This is a genomic window from Salinispora mooreana (assembly GCF_000379065.1).
GTDB lineage: Bacteria > Actinomycetota > Actinomycetes > Mycobacteriales > Micromonosporaceae > Micromonospora > Micromonospora mooreana.
Genome location: NZ_KB900614.1, coordinates 1958549 through 1975048, shown reverse-complemented (window position 1 = coordinate 1975048; position 16500 = coordinate 1958549). Strand labels below are relative to the sequence as shown.

Annotated in this window: 15 protein-coding genes; 11 read left to right on the top strand and 4 right to left on the bottom strand. The window is 70.3% G+C overall.

What is annotated here, in order from left to right:
- Together SALPAC6_RS25660 and SALPAC6_RS0109460 are read right to left on the bottom strand one after the other, a co-directional pair.
- A partial coding sequence (locus SALPAC6_RS25660; protein ID WP_033774414.1) for an IS630 family transposase occupies positions 1-610 on the bottom strand: 610 nt, incomplete at its 3' end.
- 43 nt (positions 611-653) lie between these two features.
- Positions 654-1436, bottom strand: a complete 783-nt coding sequence (locus SALPAC6_RS0109460; RefSeq protein WP_018253177.1) for a 3-hydroxybutyrate dehydrogenase — start codon at positions 1434-1436, stop codon at positions 654-656.
- Between the two features lie 211 nt (positions 1437-1647).
- On the opposite strand from SALPAC6_RS0109460, the gene ruvC reads away from it, so the two are divergent.
- The 8 genes from ruvC to SALPAC6_RS0109415 all read left to right on the top strand — a co-directional run bounded on the left by ruvC (position 1648) and on the right by SALPAC6_RS0109415 (position 11213).
- Positions 1648-2175 carry a crossover junction endodeoxyribonuclease RuvC gene (gene ruvC, locus SALPAC6_RS0109455; protein ID WP_018253176.1) on the top strand — a complete coding sequence of 176 codons (528 nt, stop codon included), beginning with the start codon at positions 1648-1650 and terminating at the stop codon, positions 2173-2175.
- A complete protein-coding gene (gene ruvA / locus SALPAC6_RS0109450; RefSeq protein WP_018253175.1) occupies positions 2172-2774 on the top strand; it encodes a Holliday junction branch migration protein RuvA in 603 nt (200 codons plus the stop codon). The genes ruvC and ruvA overlap by 4 nt, the downstream gene beginning before the upstream one ends.
- Before the next feature lie 55 nt (positions 2775-2829).
- Entirely contained in the window at positions 2830-3888 is a 1059-nt protein-coding gene (gene ruvB / locus SALPAC6_RS0109445) for a Holliday junction branch migration DNA helicase RuvB (protein WP_018253174.1), read from the top strand.
- A gap of 144 nt (positions 3889-4032) precedes the next feature.
- Positions 4033-4371, top strand: a complete 339-nt coding sequence (gene yajC, locus SALPAC6_RS0109440; protein ID WP_026189479.1) for a preprotein translocase subunit YajC — start codon at positions 4033-4035, stop codon at positions 4369-4371.
- A 238-nt stretch (positions 4372-4609) separates the two neighbouring features.
- Positions 4610-6640 (top strand): protein translocase subunit SecD, encoded by a 2031-nt coding sequence (gene secD, locus SALPAC6_RS0109430; RefSeq protein WP_018253172.1) that lies wholly within the window; start codon positions 4610-4612, stop codon positions 6638-6640.
- A gap of 1 nt (position 6641) precedes the next feature.
- The gene (gene secF, locus SALPAC6_RS0109425) at positions 6642-7826 is read left to right on the top strand and encodes a protein translocase subunit SecF (RefSeq protein ID WP_018253171.1); all 1185 of its coding nucleotides are present in this window, start codon (positions 6642-6644) and stop codon (positions 7824-7826) included.
- Between the two features lie 87 nt (positions 7827-7913).
- On the top strand, positions 7914-8480 hold the full coding sequence (locus tag SALPAC6_RS0109420) for an adenine phosphoribosyltransferase (protein ID WP_018253170.1): 567 nt from the start codon (positions 7914-7916) through the stop codon (positions 8478-8480).
- 273 nt (positions 8481-8753) lie between these two features.
- Positions 8754-11213 (top strand): RelA/SpoT family protein, encoded by a 2460-nt coding sequence (locus SALPAC6_RS0109415; RefSeq protein WP_018253169.1) that lies wholly within the window; start codon positions 8754-8756, stop codon positions 11211-11213.
- Between the two features lie 64 nt (positions 11214-11277).
- Here the strand turns inward: SALPAC6_RS0109415 and SALPAC6_RS0109410 are convergent, their stop codons facing one another.
- A complete protein-coding gene (locus SALPAC6_RS0109410) occupies positions 11278-12108 on the bottom strand; it encodes a peptidylprolyl isomerase (protein ID WP_018253168.1) in 831 nt (276 codons plus the stop codon).
- Positions 12109-12151: 43 nt separating this feature from the next.
- Positions 12152-13069, bottom strand: a complete 918-nt coding sequence (locus SALPAC6_RS0109405; RefSeq protein ID WP_018253167.1) for a peptidylprolyl isomerase — start codon at positions 13067-13069, stop codon at positions 12152-12154.
- Positions 13070-13291: 222 nt separating this feature from the next.
- Here SALPAC6_RS0109405 and SALPAC6_RS0109400 point away from each other — a divergent pair, with 222 nt between their 5' ends.
- The 3 genes from SALPAC6_RS0109400 (at position 13292) to SALPAC6_RS0109390 (ending at position 16474) form a co-directional block, all read left to right on the top strand.
- Positions 13292-14008, top strand: coding sequence for an MBL fold metallo-hydrolase (locus SALPAC6_RS0109400; RefSeq protein ID WP_018253166.1), 717 nt, complete (start codon positions 13292-13294; stop codon positions 14006-14008).
- Positions 14009-14061: 53 nt separating this feature from the next.
- Positions 14062-15390: a histidine--tRNA ligase gene (gene hisS / locus SALPAC6_RS0109395; RefSeq protein ID WP_018253165.1), complete on the top strand. Its 1329-nt coding sequence runs from the start codon at positions 14062-14064 to the stop codon at positions 15388-15390.
- Positions 15391-15538: 148 nt separating this feature from the next.
- Positions 15539-16474, top strand: coding sequence for an acyl-ACP desaturase (locus SALPAC6_RS0109390; protein WP_018253164.1), 936 nt, complete (start codon positions 15539-15541; stop codon positions 16472-16474).
- The last annotated feature ends 26 nt before the right edge of the window (positions 16475-16500 follow it).

Below are 16500 nucleotides of genomic sequence, written 5' to 3'. Positions count from 1 at the left end.
GCCGCTCGGGCAGGCCGGGCATCATCGGCAGCACCGGCGCCGATCTGTCGAGGGCCTGAATCTGGGACTTCTCGTCCACGCACAGCACCAGCGCACGCTCCGGCGGGTCCAGATACAGCCCGACCACGTCACGGACCTTGTCGATGAACTGCGGGTCGTTCGACAGCTTGAACGTCTCTACCCGGTGGGGCTGAAGGCCGAAGGCCTTCCAGATCCGGCCCACCGTCGAGCGCGACAGCCCGGACTCGGCCGCCATCGACGCCCGCGACCAGTGCGTGGCGTCGGTCGGTGTGCGCTCCAAGGTAGCGGCCACGACCTGCTCGACCTGCTCATCACCGATCGTGCGTGGTGCGCCCGGCCGGGGCTGGTCAACCAGGCCCTCCAACCGGCGGGCCACGAACCGGTTACGCCACTTGCCCACCGTCTGCGGCCAGATCCCCAGCTCCGCGGCAACATCCTGATTGGACTTGCCTTCCGCGCAGCCCAACACGATCCGACACCGCTGAGCCAGGGCCTGCGACGACTTGGCCCGCCGTGACCAACGCACCAACGTCGCGCGTTCCTCATCGGTCAACGTCACCACGGCCACCGGCCGACCTCTACGCGCCACCCACCAATCCTACAGTTATTCAACGAATTTCTGGCGCGGGACACTAGTTCGCCGTCCACCCCCCGTCGAGAGCGATGGACGCGCCGGTGATGAACGCCGCCGGTGGTGAGCACAGGTACGCCACCAACTCGGCCACCTCCTCCGGTTCGAGTAGCCGCTTGATGGCCGCCCGGCCCAGCATGATCTTCTCGACGACCTCGGCTTCCGGGATGCCGTGGCGGGCGGCCTGGTCGGCGATCTGGCGCTGCACCAGCGCGGTGCGCACGTACGCCGGGTTGACGCAGTTGGCGGTCACGCCGTGCGCGGCCCCCTCCAACGCGACCACCTTGGACAGACCCTCCAATGCGTGTTTCGCCGAGACGTACGCCGCCTTGTACGGCGAGGCGCGCAGCCCGTGCACCGAGGAGATGTTGACGATGCGTCCCCAGCCGGCGGCGTACATGTGCGGCAGGGCCCGGCGGATGACCAGGAACGGGGCTTCGACCATCACCCGGTGCAGGTGTTCGAAGCGTTCTACGGCGAACTCCGGGAGCGGGGCGACGTGCTGGAGTCCGGCGTTGTTGACCACGATGTCGACCTTGGTGTCGAGGCGGTTGACCGTCTCCGGGTCCGCCAGGTCGGCGCCGACGGCCCGGCCGCCCACTTCGGCGGCGACCGTCCGGGCGGCGATGAGGTCCCGGTCCACCACCACCACGGTGGCGCCGGCGGCGCCGAGTCGTCGCGCGCACGTCCGCCCGATGCCGCTGCCGCCCCCGGTCACCAGGGCGGTTCGGCCGGTGAGATCGACCTGTACGACGTGGGGGGTCGTCCTCGGATCTGCCGTCATGGCGCATGAAACTACGACCTGTACGGTCGGGCGCACATGGGGTAGCGGCACATACTCGTCGTCGGTGCGGTGTGGGCGCAGTCGACATCGGGCGAATCCCGGCGGCGCCGGGACCGCCGTCGGGCTCCGGCGTGTCCCGCCGGGTGCGGCTCCGACGATCTCGGTAGGGTGTCGAACACACGTACTGCTGGCGGGTCGGGGAGGAGGCGGCGTGCGCGTGCTCGGCGTTGACCCGGGGCTGACCCGGTGCGGGGTCGGCGTGGTCGAGGGAGTGCCGGGGCGTCCCTGCACATTGGTCGCCTACCACGTCGTCCAGACCGATCCCGATGACGAGTTGCCGCTGCGCCTGTTGACCCTGGACCGCTTACTCACCGCCCTGGTGGTCGAGCACCGGCCGGACAGCGTGGCTGTCGAGCGGGTGTTCAGCCAGCACAATGTCCGCACGGTGATGGGCACGGCGCAGGCCAGCGGGGTCGCCGTTCTCGCCGGGGCGCGGGCGGGCCTGCCGGTGCAGACCTACACTCCGAGCGAGGTGAAGGCGGCGGTGACCGGCTCCGGCCAGGCCGACAAGGCCCAGATGACCGCGATGGTGACACGGCTGCTGCGGCTCTCCGCCCCGCCCCGCCCGGCCGACGCCGCCGACGCCCTGGCTCTGGCCATCTGCCACGTGTGGCGCGGTGGCACCCGCTCGAAGTTGGCGACCGCCGCCGACCGGGCCCGACGAGGAGGAGGCCGATGATCGCCAGCGTCCGGGGGGTGGTGACCGCGACCGGTCCCGACCACGCCGTCGTGGAGGTCGGCGGGGTGGGCCTGGCGGTGCAGTGTGCGCCGGGCACGATCGCCGACCTGCGCGTGGGCCAGCCGGCCCGCCTCGCCACCAGCCTGGTCGTCCGGGAGGATTCGCTGACCCTCTACGGGTTCGCCGACGACGACGCCAAGGCCCTGTTCGAGCTCTTGCAGACGGCCAGCGGAGTCGGCCCCCGACTGGCCCAGGCCGTCCTCGCGGTGCACGCGCCGGAGGCGGTCCGGGCGGCCATCGCCAACGCCGACGTCGCCGCGTTGACCCGGGTGCCGGGGATCGGCAAGAAGGGCGCCGAGCGGCTCGTGCTGGAGCTGCGGGACCGGATCGGTCCGGCCCCGGTCGGTGCCGACGCCGCGGCCGGCGTCACGAGCGGCAACTGGCCGGAACAGGTGCGTCAGGCCCTGGTCGGGCTCGGCTGGACGGCGGCGCAGGCGGATCAGGCGGTCGCCGCGGTGGCGGAGACGGTGGAGGGGGAGGCGCCCCCGGTCCCGGTCCTGCTCCGGCAGGCGATTCGGCTGTTGGGCCGGACCCGGTGACGGGTGGGCGGAGTGCGTCGGGCGACCGCATCCGGGTCATGGGTGAGGAGTCGGGATGACGGGTGACAATCTGGTGTCGGCGTATGTGAACGACGCCGAGCGGGACGCGGAGGCCAGCGTCCGGCCGCGCCGGCTGGCCGATTTCATCGCGCAGGAGCGGGTTCGGGATCAGCTCGATCTGCTGCTCCAGGGCGCGCTACGCCGCGGCAGCCCCCCCGATCACATCCTCCTGTCGGGCCCACCGGGGCTGGGTAAGACCAGCCTGGCCAATATCGTCGCCGCTGAGCTTGGCACCAGCATCCGGGTGACCAGCGGCCCGGCGATCGAGCGTTCCGGTGATCTGGCGGCCATCCTGACCAGTCTCGGCGAGGGGGATGTGCTCTTCATCGACGAGGTTCACCGGATCGCCCGGCCGGCGGAGGAGCTCCTCTACAGCGCGATGGAGGACTTCCGGGTTGACGTGGTGGTGGGCAAGGGTCCCGGCGCGACCGCCATCCCGTTGGACGTGGAGCCGTTCACCCTGGTGGGGGCGACCACCCGCGCCGGGCTGCTCACCGGCCCGATGCGGGACCGGTTCGGCTTCGTCGCGCACCTGGACTTCTACTCCCCGGCCGACCTGGAGCGGCTGCTGAACCGCTCGGCCCGCATCCTCGGCGTGCCGATCACTGCCGACGGCGCGGCCGAGATCTCCGGCCGCGCGCGGGGCACTCCCCGGATCGCCAACCGACTGCTGCGCCGGGTGCGTGACTTCGCCGAGGTCCGGGCCGACGGCGTGGTTACCCGGGAGACCGCGCAGGCGGCACTCACCGTGTACGACGTGGACGCGTTGGGGCTGGACCGGCTGGACCGAGCGGTGCTCACCGCGCTCGTGGATCTGTTTCGGGGTGGTCCGGTCGGCCTCTCCACGCTGGCGGTGGCGGTGGGGGAGCAGCCGGACACGGTGGAGGAGGTCTGTGAGCCGTTCCTGGTGCGGGCCGGTCTCCTCGCCCGAACACCGCGTGGTCGGGTCGCCACCGAGGCGGCCTGGCACCACCTGGGGCGTACGCCGCCGAATGGTACATTTGGTCCGGATGCTCCTCCCGCGGGTGACCTGTTCTCGGTGGAGCCTGATTAGCCGTGATGCGAACGTGATCTGTGCCGCATTCGGTGTTCCCAGGTGGACCGACTAGACTCGCCGCGGTCTGTACAGATGTGAGAAATCGCCTTCACCCCGGTGCCCTCGTGCCGGTATGAGGGCCAATGGGAAGGTTTTACCACCGTGCTTTTGGCACAAGATGGCGGCGGCGCCGGCAGCTTCACGCCCATCCTTATGATCGTCCTGCTCTTCGGAGTCATGTACTTCATGATGATCCGTCCGCAGCAGAAGCGGCGCCGAGAGGCGGCGAACATGCAGTCCTCGTTGGGGCACGGTGACGAGGTCGTCACCATCGGCGGGCTCTACGGCACCGTCACCGGTGTGGACGACGAGACGGTGCTGCTGGAGGTCGCCCCTGGCGTGGAGACCCGGTACGCCCGTCCTGCGATCGCGCGGGTCGTCACCAAGGCGGAAGAGCCCGCCGAGGCGGCGGCCGACGACGCGGACGCAATCAAGGAGTGACACCCGCCCGCCACTCCGGCGGCCGGGCAGCGCATGAGTTGGACGAAAATTTGACAATCGGGTCGATCCGCCACCCTTGGTAGGTGCAGGGTGTGGTGGCGTTCCGCGTCGGCACCCGTGCGCCGCTGCGGCGACCCCCACATAGCTTCGGCCGGTTCGCCCGGCCGACAGCCGCCGCTGGCGTGGCGGCGTGACCCTACAGGGAGACAGGACAGCCGTGGCACCACCCCAGAAACAGATGCGCCCCGGGCGGCAGCTTGCCGTGCTTGGGGCCATCTTCGTGGTCCTCTATCTTCTGGTCTTCTTCGGCGGCGGCGCGAGCGGTAGCTGGCAGGACCGGCTTGAGCCCAAGCTCGGTCTCGACCTGGTCGGCGGCACCCGGCTGACGCTGGAGGCGACCAACACCGTTGACGGCCAGGCGCCGACCGCGGAGAACCTGGAGGAGGCCCGGCAGATCATCGAGAGTCGGGTCAACGCCTTCGGGGTCGCCGAGGCCGAGGTCGTCACCGAGGGCGACCGGAACATCGTGATCTCCCTTCCCGGTGAGAACCGGGACCTGACCGAGGTCGGCAGCGCCGCGGAGCTGCGCTTCCGGAAGGTGCTCCAGATAGCCGACGGTAGTGGTGCGGCGGCGAACCCGCCGCCGACCCCGACCGCCACCCCCTCCGCCACGCCGTCTGGCTCCGCCGCGCCGTCTGGCTCCGCGGCGCCGTCTGGTTCCGCCGCGCCGTCTGGCTCCGCGGCGCCGTCTGGTTCCGCGGCGCCCTCTGGTTCCGCCACGCCGTCCGCTAGCGGTAGCGCTTCGCCCACCCCGTCGAGCAGCGTCCAGGTCACGGCCTCGCCGACCGGCGGTGAGGGCGGTGGTGCCGCGGCGCCGAGCGAGACCCCCGCGGCCTCGCCGAGCGAGACCCCCGCGGCCTCGCCGAGCGTCACGCCCACGCCGAGCGCGTCCTCCTCGCCCAGCGCGACACCGGCGGCGAGCGACAGCGCCACCCCGGTGCCGGCCAGCATCGAGGAGCAGCGCAGGGCGGTCGAGCAGAAGGTCGGTGCGGCCGCCTGGGAGGCCGCGAACGCGCTTCAGTCGCCCACCGATGTGGCCACCGACCCGTCGCTGGTCGAGAAGCTCAAGCCGTTCGCATCGCTGACCGACCGCGAGATCGCGGTGCTCCCGGCCCAGGTGCAGTTCAACGTCCCGCAGATCACCTGTGCCCAGCTCGACGCCCGCCCGCCGGCGTCGATCTCCGCCGTTGACCAACAGGTCGTCGCCTGTGAGTTCGGCGGCATCAAGTACCTGCTCGACCAGGCCAAGGTTGTCGGCACCGACATCAACGACGCCAACGCCGTGCTCGACCAGACCAGCCAGTGGGTGGTCAGCCTGGACTTCACCGGCTCCGGCCAGGAGAAGTGGACCGCGCTGACCCGCGAGGCGTTCAACAACGAGCAGGCTGCCTGCGACCCGAGCGCGCTCGGGGACAGTGGCAACTGCCGGGTCGCCGTCGTGCTGGACAACCAGGTCGTCTCCTCGCCGGAGATCCTGGGCGTGTTGACCAGCAACTCGCAGATCACCGGCAACTTCACCCAGCAGGACGCCAGCGACCTGGCGAGCACGCTGCGCTACGGCGCGCTGCCGGTGACCTTCGAGCCGCAGGCGCAGCAGAACGTCACCGCGACCCTGGGCGCCAGCCACCTACGGGCTGGCCTGCTCGCGGCCGGTATCGGCATGCTGCTGGTGATCATCTACTCGTTCTTCTACTACCGGCTGCTCGGCTCCGTGATCTTCCTGAGCCTGGTCCTCTCCGCGCTGCTCGTCTTCGGTGCGTTGGTGGTTCTCGGCCGGCAGATCGGATTCACCCTCACCCTCGCCGGAATCGCCGGCATGATCGTCTCGCTCGGTGTGGCGGCGGACTCCTTCGTCATCTATTTCGAACGACTCAAGGACGAGATCCGGGAAGGGCGCAGTCCGCGCAGCGCGGTGTCCCGGGCGTGGATCCGTGCCCGTCGGACGATCATCTCCGCCAACGCGATCACCCTGATGTCCGCGGTGGTGCTCTACATCGTCTCGGTCGGCGTGGTCAAGGGCTTCGCCTTCGCGTTGGGCCTCGCCACGATCCTCGACCTGGTGGTGGTCTTCCTCTTCCGACACCCGATCATGACCATGTTCGCCCGCACCCGGGCGTTCCTGTCCCCGCGGGTCAGCGGCCTCGGCCGGGCGTTGCCGGCCCGGGACAAGCCGGCCCAGCCCCGCAACCCGCGCGCGAAGGAGGCCTGAGATGGCCGGTGCTGGTCTCGCGAGTCGCCTCTACCGTGGTGAGGCCGGCCTCGACATTGTCGGCCGTCGCAAGGTGTGGTTCAGCGTCGCCGGGGCGCTGGCCCTGATCTCGGTGCTGAGCTTCGCGTTCCTCCGGTTCGACCTCGGCATCGAGTTCGCCGGTGGTAACTCGATCCAGGTGCCGGCCAGCGTCGGCACCCTGGAGCAGGCCGAGGAGGCGGTCAACACCGCGCTGGCCACTGAGGGTGGCGGCGCGGAGGTGGTGACCGCGCAGAAGGTCGGCGGTACCGGTGACGACTTCTACGAGATGCGTACCTCGCAGCTCAGCGCGGAGCAGGCCAACGCGGTCAAGGCGGCGGTAGCCCAGGAGTTCGGCCTCCCGGTCGGCGACGTCGGCGGCGAGCAGGTCAGCCAGGCGTGGGGTAGCCAGGTCACCGAGCGGGCGGTGCTCGGTTTGGTGATCTTCCTCGTGCTGGTGATGGTCTACCTGGTGCTGCGCTTCGAGTGGCGGATGGCGGTCGGTGCGGTCAGCTCCCTGCTGATGAACCTGGTCCTCAGCGCCGGCATCTACTCGCTGGTCGGCTTCGAGGTGACCCCGTCGACGGTGATCGGCTTCCTCACCATCCTGGGCTTCGCCCTCTACGACGTGGTGGTGGTCTTCGACAAGGTCCAGGAGAACACCCGCGGCATCACCGCGAACAGCAACCAGACGTACGGCGAGGCGGCCAACCTGGCGATCAACCAGAGCCTGATGCGGTCGCTGAACACCTCGATCGTGGCCCTGCTCCCCGTTGGCGGCCTGCTCTTCATCGGTGCCGGATTCTTCGGCGCGGGCACCCTGAAGGACCTCGGCCTGGTGCTCTTCGTCGGGATGGCGGTGGCCTTCTTCTCCTCGATCACCCTGGCCACCCCGCTGCTGGTGCTGCTGAAGAACCGGGAGCCGCGGATCCAGGCGCACAACAAGCGGGTACTGGCCCGGCGGGCCGCGCTGGAGCGCGGCGAGGGCTCGGCGAAGAGCGCGCCGCGGCCGACGGAGAACGCCGACGAGCAGATCGACCCGGAGGCACCGGCCCTCGCCAGCGCGGCCCCGAAGGTGGGGGCACGGCCGGCGGGTAGGCGGCCGACCGGTGCGCGCGGTGGGCGCCCCGCCGGTGGCGGTAACCGTCCGGGTGGCAAGCGGCGCTGACGCGTCGATGGAACGGAACGACGGCGTCCTTCAGGCTGTGCGAGCAGCGTGGAGGACGCCGTCGTCGGAACGAGGGAGCGGAGCTGCGTGACAGAGACCCACACCACCGGGGTACGGGGGGACAGCGGCCGGGCGATGGCCGAACTGGTGGCCAGCCGGGTGCTGGACGTACCGGATTTCCCGAAGCCCGGGGTCATGTTCAAGGACCTGATGCCGCTCTTCGCCGACGGCGACACCTTTCGCGAGGTCATTGACGGCATCGTGCGCCACCACGGGCGAGACTCGTTCGACACCGTGGTGGGGATCGAGGCCCGTGGGTTCGTGGTCGCGGCAGCGATCGCGTACGCCGCCGGTGTCGGGGTGGTGCCGGTGCGCAAGGCGGGCAAGCTGCCCCGGGTGGCCTACTCGGCGTCGTACGCGCTGGAATACGGTGAGGCCACCCTGGAGGTGCACCAGGACGCGTTCACGGCCGGGCACCGGGTTCTGGTGGTGGACGACGTACTCGCCACGGGGGGCACCGCCGAGGCGACCCTCGACCTGGTCGAGCGGGCCGGCGGTACGGTGGCGGGCTTCACGGTCCTGCTGGAGTTGGGTTTCCTCGGCGGTCGCGAGCGGTTGGCGCCGCGCCCGGTCCATGCCCTGCTGACCGTTTGATCGCTGTGGTCGGGCGGATGACCCGGTGCGGCCCGGGTCGGCGAGACGGCGGCGCACCGTGAGTGCGGGTAGCATTGCCAGTTGCTAACCGGGCGCGTCGATTCGTCCGGTGGCGAGGAACCGGCGGCCGAAGGTCGGCGGGCCACACCGGCCATGCGGCCGGTTGGATCGATAACGCCGGCCAGTGCGGCCGGTTGAATCCGACGTCGGCCGCCTGGCCGGCGCGTCCGGCGAGCGGTGAGGAGGACGGTGTCTCACGATGTCGCCCCTCCGGTGGAGGACACGGTGCACCCGACAGGCGACGGCTCGGTGACCGACCGCAGTGGTGGCTCCCGTCCCGGGGTTGGTCCCGGTAGCGGCGCCGGAGCAACCGGCGCCCTCCGCACCGGTCCGGACGCGGGGAGCGAGGAGGCGGTCGTTCCGAAGCGGGGCGACCTGGTGCCCGAGACCGTTCCCGGCGGCGGATTCGCGCTCTCCAGCGCGCCGACCGGGCGCCGGGTGCGGGCCCGCCTGGCCCGGTTCAACGCGCCCTGGCAGTCCTCGCAGGTCAGCGAGGTGCTGGAACCACTGATCTCAAGTCACCGGGAGAACCACCCGAAGGCCGACGCCCGGCTGTTGCAACGCGCTTTCGACACGGCGGCTCGCTGGCACTCCGGTCAGTACCGTAAGTCCGGCGACCCCTACATCACCCATCCGCTCGCGGTGGCCACCATCCTGGCCAATCTGGGCATGGACACCACCACGCTGGTCGCGGCGCTGCTGCACGACACGATCGAGGACACCGAGTACACGCTTGACCAGATGCGGGCCGACTTCGGTGGCGAGGTGGCGTTGCTGGTTGACGGGGTGACCAAGCTCGACAAGGTCAAGCTGGGCGACGCGGCGAAGGCGGAGACGATCCGCAAGATGGTCGTCGCCATGGCGAAGGACCCACGGGTCCTGGTGATCAAGCTGGCCGACCGGCTCCACAACATGCGTACCCTGATCTTCCTGCCGCGGCCGAAGCAGGAGCAGAAGGCCAAGGAGACGCTGGAGATCCTGGCTCCCCTGGCACATCGCCTGGGTATGAACACGATCAAGTGGGAGCTGGAGGATCTGGCCTTCGGCACCCTCTTCCCGAAGCGGTACGAGGAGATCAACCGACTGATCGGGGAGCACCAGCCGCAGCGGGAGGCGCTGCTGCGGCAGGTGACCAGGAAGGTCGGCACCGACCTGAAGTCTGCCAAGATCAGGGCGGAGGTGACCGGTCGGCCGAAGCACCTGTACGCGATCTATCAGAAGATGATCGTGCGGGGGCGGGACTTCAACGACATCTACGACCTGGTGGGCGTACGGATCCTGGTCGACACGGTGCGGGACTGCTACGCGGCGTTGGGTGTGATTCACGCGAACTGGCAGCCGGTGCCGGGCCGGTTCAAGGACTACATCGCGATGCCGAAGTTCAACATGTACCAGTCGTTGCACACGACGGTGATCGGGCCCACCGGCAAGCCGGTGGAGATGCAGATCCGCACGTACGCGATGCACCGTACCGCCGAGTTCGGTATCGCCGCGCACTGGAAGTACAAGGAGCACAAGGGCACCCAGATCGTGGGCCCGCCGGCGCACATCGATGAGATGACCTGGCTGCGGCAGCTGCTGGACTGGCAGCGGGAGGCGGCCGACCCGAGCGAGTTCCTGGACGCGCTGCGCTTCGACCTGTCCAGCCAGGAGGTGTACGTCTTCACCCCGAAGGGTGACGTCTTTCCGCTGCCGACGGGGTCAACGCCGGTGGACTTCGCGTACGCGGTGCACACCGAGGTGGGGCACAAGTGCATCGGGGCGCGGGTCAACGGCAAGTTGGTGCCGTTGGAGTCGACGCTCTCCAACGGCGATGTGATCGAGATCTTCACCTCGAAGTCGGAGACGGCCGGCCCGACCAAGGACTGGCTCGGGTTCGTCAAGAGCCCGCGGGCGCGCACGAAGATCCGGCAGTACTTCAACAAGGAGCGGCGCGAGGAGGCGATCGAGGCCGGCAAGGACGCGATCGTCAAGGCGATGCGCAAGCAGGGCATGCCGCTACAACGGATGCTCAGCTCCGACAACCTGATGGCGATCGCCCGGGATCTGCACCTGGCCGATGTCGCCTCGCTCTACGCGGCGGTCGGCGACAGTCACGTCTCCGCCCAGTCGGTGGTGCAGAAGCTGATGGCCTCCTACGGCGGTGAGGAGGGCGCGGTCGAGGACATCGCCGAGACCGCGGTGGCCACTCGCCCGCCGCGGAGTCGGGCCAGCAGCAACGATCCGGGTGTCGTCGTCCGGGGCGTCAGCGATGTGTGGATCAAGCTGGCCCGCTGCTGCACCCCGGTCCCGCCGGATTCGGTGTTCGGGTTTGTCACCCGCTCCGGCGGGGTGAGCGTGCACCGGGACGACTGCGCCAACGCCGAGGACCTCAAGGCGCAGGGGGAGCGGGTCGTGGAGGTGGGCTGGAAGCTCACCAGCGCGTCGACCTTCCTCGTCGCCATCCAGGTCGAGGCGCTCGACCGGCACAAGCTGCTCACCGACGTGTCCCTGGTGCTCTCCGACGAGCGGGTCAACATCCTCTCGGCGACCGTGACGACCACGCGGGACCGGGTGGCGGTGAGCCGGTTCAGCTTCGAGATGGCCGACCCCAAGCATCTGGGGCATCTGTTGGCCGCGGTGCGCAAGGTTGACGGCGTCTTCGACGCCTACCGGGTTACCTCCGGCTCCTGAGTATCAGCACGCACGAGCGCCCCCGGCCGGAGCCGGGGGCGCGTCGTGGTCTCTCGCTGGCGCGTCAGCCCTGTGGTGCGCTCATCGTGAGGTCGGTGATGGTGACCTCCTTCTTCGGGTGTCCACCGCCGGCCTGCTGTGCGTAGGCCGCGTCGTCGCCGGCCGCCGCGACCTCCTTGACGATGTCCAGCCCACCGGTGACCGTGCCGAGGACGGTGTAGTTCGGGGGGAGCGGCGAGTCGCCGTAGACGATGAAGAACTGGCTGCCGGTGCTTCCGGGTGCGCCGGAGTTGGCCATCGCGATAACGCCCTCCGGGTACGGGGGCCGCTTGTCCGTAGGCAGGTTCTCCTCGGCCAACCGGAAGCTCGGCCCGCCGGTGCCGTCGGTCTCCCGCCAGCCGTCGCCGGTCGCGCTCGGGTCACCGCACTGGAGCACCTTGATTCCTTCGGTGACGAGGCGGTGGCACTTGGTGTTGTCGAAGAAGTTCTGCTCGGCCAGGTGGGTGAAGCTGGCGCTGGTGCACGGTGTCTGGGACCGGTCGACCTTGGCCGTTATCGGCCCGAGGTTCGTGTCGATGGTGAGGGTCTGGGTGCCGGTGTTCGGCTGCGGGGTGCTCGGCAGGCCGACGTCCTTGATCTGTGGGGTCCGCTGGTCGGCGGGGATCTCGGTGAAGACGCACTCGGTGGCGCCGGCGGTGGTGGTCGGGTCGGTCGCCGAGTCGTCGCCGAGGCTCGACACCAGCCAGACGGTGCCGGCGACCACCAGGAGGAGAGCCGCGCTCGCCCCGGCGATCGCCTGGGTCTGTCGACGCCGACGAGCCCGCGCGGTCCGCTCGGCCATCTCCTTCTCGAGCCGAGCGCGGGCCGCCGCGCGTTGCCGCTCACTGGTGGACATCACGCCTGGATCCTCCTGCACGGTGTGGGTGTGGCTGGATCGGTCAGCCGGCGCTCGACTCGACCGCCGGGGTGGCCGACGTGGTGGCGGTCGGCGTCGTCGCCGGCTCGGTGACCGTCAGGCTCTGGATGACCACGTCGTCGTCCTTCGGCTTGACCTTCGCCCCGCCCGCATTCTCCACGGTCGGTAGCGCACCGATCTTCTCGACCGTATCCAGGCCACCGGTGACGCGGCCAATGACCGTGTACGCCGGGTCGGCGGTGGTGAAGTCCTTGAAGAAGATCAGGAACTGACTTCCGTTGGCGCCGGGCCTGTTGCCGACCGTCGCGACCGTGCCCTTCGGGTAGGTCGCGGGCTGGTCGGGCGCGGGGCTGGCCGAGGCCTCCGCCGGGGTGGCTGACGCGTCTGCCGGGCTCGCCGGGGCATCCGTCGGGGTGGGAACGTTTTCGTCATAGAAGGAGTAGGCGGGTCCGCCCAGTCCGGTGCCGCTCGGGTCGCCGCAGCGCACTGCACCCTCGGTGGTGATTTCGTGGCACTTCGTGTTGTCGTAGAAGGAGTTCGCCGCCAGGTGGGAGATGCTCGCCACGGCGCACGGGGTGGCGGCGGTGTCCAGCTCGGCGGTGACCGGGGCGCCCTGGTTCGTGACGACCGTCATCGTCCGGACCCCCTCGGTCGGCAGCCCGGTGGTGGCCGGTGTGCCGACGTCGGTCAGGTTGGTGTTGGCGCTGGCGTCCTCCGGGTTCCAGAAGCAGATCTCCTGGGCCGCGGCGTCCTCGACCGGCTCCTGATCGAAGGCGCCCAGCGCCCAGGCGGAGCCGGCCACGATCAGGGCGAGGACGACTGCGACGCCCACCCCGGCCTGCACCTGCCGTCGGCGGCGGGCCCGAGCGGCCCGCCGGGCCAGCTGTCGGTCGAGTTTTGCCCGCGCCAGCTTGCGCTGCCGATCCCTGCTGGAGGCCACCCGCGCTCCCCTTCCTCTACCCTGGTTCCGTGACGGGCGGCCCGACCGTTGGTCAGGTGTGCCATGCCACACGCCCGCAAGAGTGTACGGCCAGTGGCGGGGATTGTCGTGTACGAGGTGGCGCGGTGGTGACTCGCGGACCGTGCTGCACCGTGCGAGATCGGTTGCTTCGGCGACTAGGCTCAGCAGACGACCTGACACTTCGAGGGAAGGGGAGCCGTCGTGCTCGTGGCCGGTTTTCCCGCGGACGCCTTCGGCACCAACTGCTATGTGGTCGCGACGGCGCCGGGGGAGCAGTGTGTGGTGGTCGATCCCGGCATCGGGGTGCTCGACCGACTCGACGCCCTGCTGGCCGAGCACCGGCTGCATCCGGCCGCCGTCCTGTTGACTCACGGCCACCTCGACCACACCTTCTCCGTCGCGCCGGTCTGTGGTGCGCGTGGGGTCACCGCGTACGTTCACCCGGCCGACCGGGAACTCCTCGCCGACCCGGCGAAAGGGCTCTCGGCCGACCTGGCCGGGCTCTTCGGCGGCCGGCTGCCGTACACCGAGCCGGAGGACGTCGCTGAACTGGCCGACGGTGCCACCCTCGACCTCGCCGGGCTGGAGATCACCGTTGACCATGCCCCGGGCCATACCGGTGGGTCGGTGCTCTTCCGGTTGCCCGGCGCGGGCTCCCGTTGGGAGGCGGACGAGCTCTGCCTCTCCGGTGACGTGCTCTTCGCCGGTTCGATCGGCCGTACCGACCTGCCGGGCGGCAGCCATCCGACGATGCTCGCCAGCCTGCGGAGCAAGATCCTCCCGCTGGCGGATGACACGGTCGTGCTGCCCGGTCACGGTCCCGCCACGACGATCGGCCAGGAACGCGCCGCCAACCCGTACCTCCTTGAGGTGGCGGGCGAGCAGGCGCGACCGGCGGCCCCTGCCCGCGGCCTGTAGTCGCCGCATCCTCTTCCCCGCGCGGACCGTGCGGGGTTCGCGAACGGAGCACCATGAGTAAGCCCACGCCGATCTCCGGCTTTCCGGAGTGGACGCCCGCCCAGCGGATGATCGAGCAGTATGTCCTGGAGCGGATCCGGGACACCTTCGAGCGGTACGGGTTCGCCCCACTGGAGACCCGCGCGGTCGAGCCGCTCGACCAGCTGTTGCGCAAGGGGGAGACCTCCAAGGAGGTCTACCTGCTCCGGCGGCTGCAGGCCGACCCCGACGGACCGGCCGGCGACGACGCGCTCGGCCTGCACTTCGACCTGACCGTGCCGTTCGCCCGGTACGTGCTGGAGAACGCCGGCAAGCTCCAGTTCCCGTTCCGCCGCTACCAGATCCAGAAGGTGTGGCGGGGCGAGCGACCGCAGGAGGGCCGCTACCGGGAGTTCCTGCAGGCGGACATCGACATCATTGACCGGGACACGCTGGCGCCGCACCACGAGGCCGAGATGCCGCTGGTGATCGGGGACGCGCTGCGCTCGCTGCCGATTCCGCCGGTGCGGATCCAGGTCAACAACCGCAAGATCTGCGAGGGCTTCTACCGGGGGGTGGGAATCACCGACCCGGAGGCGGCGCTGCGCGCGGTCGACAAGCTGGACAAGATCGGCCCGGCCCGGGTGGCCGACCTCCTGGCCGCCACGGCCGGGGCGACCGAGGCGCAGGCGAAGGCGGTGCTGGCGCTGGCCGAGATCTCGGCGCCGGACGCGTCGTTCGCCGACGCGGTGACTGCGCTCGGGGTCAGTCACCCGCTGCTCGACGAGGGTCTCGCGGAGCTGGTCCAGGTGATGCAGACCGCCGCCGAGCACGCCCCCGGCCTCTGCGTCGCCGATCTGCGCATCGCCCGCGGCCTGGACTACTACACCGGGACCGTCTACGAGACGCAGCTGGTCGGGTACGAGCGGTTTGGTTCGATCTGCTCCGGCGGCCGGTACGACAACCTGGCCAGCGCCGGTGCCGTCGCCTTCCCGGGAGTGGGCCTCTCGATCGGCGTGACCCGGCTGCTCGGCCTGCTCTTCGGTGCCGGGGAGTTGACCATTTCCCGCCCGGTCCCCACCTGCGTGGTGGTGGCGGTGACCAGCGAGGCGCAGCGGGCGGTGAGTAACCGGGTCGCCGAGGCGCTGCGGGCCCGGGGCATCTGCACCGAGGTCGCGCCGAGCGCGGCGAAGTTCGGCAAGCAGATCCGCTACGCCGAGCGGCGGGGCATCCCGTATGTGTGGTTCCCCGGCACGGACGAGGGTGCGGACGAGGTCAAGGACATCCGTACCGGTGCGCAGGTGTCGGCACGGGCCGAGGTGTGGCAGCCACCCGCGGCGGACCTGCGGCCGGTGGTGAGCTGAGCTCATGCGACCGCCAGCCCTCCCTTCGGTCGAGGGGTGGGTGTTTCGGCAGGAAGGCGTTGTGTCGGGGCGCGCCTGGGATGCTACTGGCGCGTACCGACGATCGGACCTACGGTGGCGTAAGTTACGCCGCCGTAGGGAGACCCGCATGAGCGTCCTCAGTCAGACCGCACTCCTGCACGAGCTGGAAGTCGTCGTGGAGAAGAACCTCGACCGGCACCTGTCGATCGCGAAGGAGTGGTTTCCGCACGAGTACGTGCCCTGGAGCGAGGGGCGGACCTTCGACGGTCCGCTCGGTGGGCAGGCGTGGACCTCGGCCGACTCGCGGCTGCCCGAGGTCGCCCGTACCGCGTTGATCGTCAACCTGCTCACCGAGGACAACCTGCCCTCGTACCACCACCAGATCGCCACGCTCTTTGGTCGGGACGGGGCGTGGGGGACCTGGGTGCACCGGTGGACGGCCGAGGAGGCGCGGCACGGCACGGCGATTCGGGACTATCTGACGGTGACCCGGGCGGTCGACCCGGTGGCCCTGGAACGGGCCCGGATGGCGCACATGTCGGCCGGCTACCGCAACGCGCACGACGAGGAGATGCTGCACTCGCTCGCATACGTGTCGTTCCAGGAGTTGGCGACCCGGATCGCGCACCGCAACACCGGTCGGGCCACCGGGGATCCGCTCTGCGAGGCGCTGCTGGCGCGGATCGCCACCGACGAGAACCTGCACATGCTCTTCTACCGAAACCTGCTCGCCGCCTCCTTCGAGCTGGCGCCCAGCCAGACGATGCGGGCGGTGGCCGACGTACTGGCCGAGTTCCAGATGCCGGGCAACGGCATCGAGGGGTTCGCCCGGAAGTCTGTCGCGATCGCCCTGGCCGGCATCTACGACCTGCGCCAGCACCGGGACGAGGTGGTGCTGCCGGTGCTGCGGCAGTGGGACATCTTCGAGGTGTCGGGCCTGAACGCGGACGGCGAGGCGGCCCGGGACGACATCGCGGCCCACCTCGATGGCCTGGAGCTCGCCGCGTCCCGATTCGAGGAGAAGCGCGACGCCCGGCGCGCCCGGCAGGCGGCCCGGAGCTGACGGCCCGGGGCGCGGCAGACCCGCCT

What these genes read in the sequence shown, in the direction of transcription:
- hisS (WP_018253165.1), top strand. Translation starts at nt 14,062, where the DNA reads ATGAGTAAGCCCACGCCGATCTCCGGCTTTCCGGAGTGGACGCCCGCC.
- SALPAC6_RS0109460 (WP_018253177.1), bottom strand. Translation starts at nt 1,436, where the DNA reads ATGACGGCAGATCCGAGGACGACCCCCCACGTCGTACAGGTCGATCTC.
- secF (WP_018253171.1), top strand. Translation starts at nt 6,642, where the DNA reads ATGGCCGGTGCTGGTCTCGCGAGTCGCCTCTACCGTGGTGAGGCCGGC.
- SALPAC6_RS0109410 (WP_018253168.1), bottom strand. Translation starts at nt 12,108, where the DNA reads ATGTCCACCAGTGAGCGGCAACGCGCGGCGGCCCGCGCTCGGCTCGAG.
- SALPAC6_RS0109390 (WP_018253164.1), top strand. Translation starts at nt 15,539, where the DNA reads ATGAGCGTCCTCAGTCAGACCGCACTCCTGCACGAGCTGGAAGTCGTC.
- secD (WP_018253172.1), top strand. Translation starts at nt 4,610, where the DNA reads ATGCGCCCCGGGCGGCAGCTTGCCGTGCTTGGGGCCATCTTCGTGGTC.
- ruvA (WP_018253175.1), top strand. Translation starts at nt 2,172, where the DNA reads ATGATCGCCAGCGTCCGGGGGGTGGTGACCGCGACCGGTCCCGACCAC.
- ruvB (WP_018253174.1), top strand. Translation starts at nt 2,830, where the DNA reads ATGACGGGTGACAATCTGGTGTCGGCGTATGTGAACGACGCCGAGCGG.